This window comes from Salicola sp. AFF1, assembly GCF_056783195.1.
Genome location: NZ_JBXAYL010000103.1, coordinates 1 through 1,051, shown reverse-complemented (window position 1 = coordinate 1,051; position 1,051 = coordinate 1). Strand labels below are relative to the sequence as shown.

At 53.9% G+C, this 1,051-nt stretch carries 2 protein-coding genes; one reads left to right on the top strand and one right to left on the bottom strand.

Features of this window, described 5'->3' with window-relative positions; genetic code table 11:
* Window positions 1-146: 146 nt before the first annotated feature.
* Window positions 147-713, top strand: coding sequence for a hypothetical protein (locus tag AC1RQI_RS16900; RefSeq protein WP_481905779.1), 567 nt, complete (start codon window positions 147-149; stop codon window positions 711-713).
* A gap of 14 nt (window positions 714-727) precedes the next feature.
* Here AC1RQI_RS16900 and AC1RQI_RS16895 read toward each other — a convergent pair.
* Window positions 728-1,051: hypothetical protein (locus AC1RQI_RS16895; RefSeq protein ID WP_481905778.1), on the bottom strand; the 324-nt coding region annotated here is incomplete at its 5' end.

Sequence of the window (1,051 nt, the reverse complement as noted above, 5' to 3'; positions counted from 1 at the left end):
TGGTGTAACGTCCTGAAATTATACCACTTTAAGCCGCTTCTTCCTTCCTTTCACCGCCTTCTCATGAGAAATTCAGGTTAGGATCAGGCTCTGGCGACAAAGGAAGTCTGGATATGGATCCAACTCATCAGACCGGAAGGGAGTCCATGAAACAGGAACTGAAACGGATTGGAGAGATCGCCATCCTGGTAGCGATCTTTGGATGGTTTATCTGGTCCTTTATCGCATCAGGCCTCGAGGATTACGAACGGCTGGAGCAAACCCACTCGTCCTCAGAGGCGTTATGGACTCTCGTCCAGCAGCGCTCTATCGGTTTGCTGAGTGTTGCTGCGGTGTTTCTGCTTGGCAGTTGGGTGGTTGGTTGGCTGACCGCATGGCACAGAAAGCGAGTATACCGAGCTCAGGCCGGCGATGAGGTGCTGTCCAGGCAGGACTTCCCGGACGAACCCGCGCTGGTGCTGAGGCGGGAGCGGCTTTTTCTCTTTCGCGGAAACCGGCCGGATGTACTCATACGGTCCGCCATACACGATTTTGAAGTCCGGAGTACCGACGATGGCATTGTTGTCCGCGTGCTCGATGACAGGGGCAACACTTGGAACTATCACTGGATTCTGGAAGATGGGGAGGTTGATGTACCACAGCTCCGCCAATGGGTAACCGATTGGATGGTTGGCCGTACGCCCAGCACTCAGATTAATAGCTCACTCGGCTGAAAGTGTGCGCCGCTTCAGGGTTGCGAATCCAGCCGCTCGGTAACCCCAGACCAGTCCCGGTCCGGATTCTTTTGCTTCAGTAGCTTCAGATACCCCGATGCTGTGAGCTCATGCCTCTGATCCTCCCGAGTTGGATCAGCTCCATGTTCCAACAGAAACCCAACAAGCTCAGCATCATTCATCAGGATTGCGGCATGAAGGGGAGGGAGACCATCAGTGGCGGAGGGCTTGTTGATGGATAATCCATTCTCTAGGAAAAACGTAAGCGCTAGCGAATCGACACCTATCCCCTGATCTGAGACCGGACCACACTGGTTCCATCCTTGTAATGAGTGGAG

What these genes read in the sequence shown, in the direction of transcription:
- AC1RQI_RS16900 (WP_481905779.1), top strand. Translation starts at nt 147, where the DNA reads ATGAAACAGGAACTGAAACGGATTGGAGAGATCGCCATCCTGGTAGCG.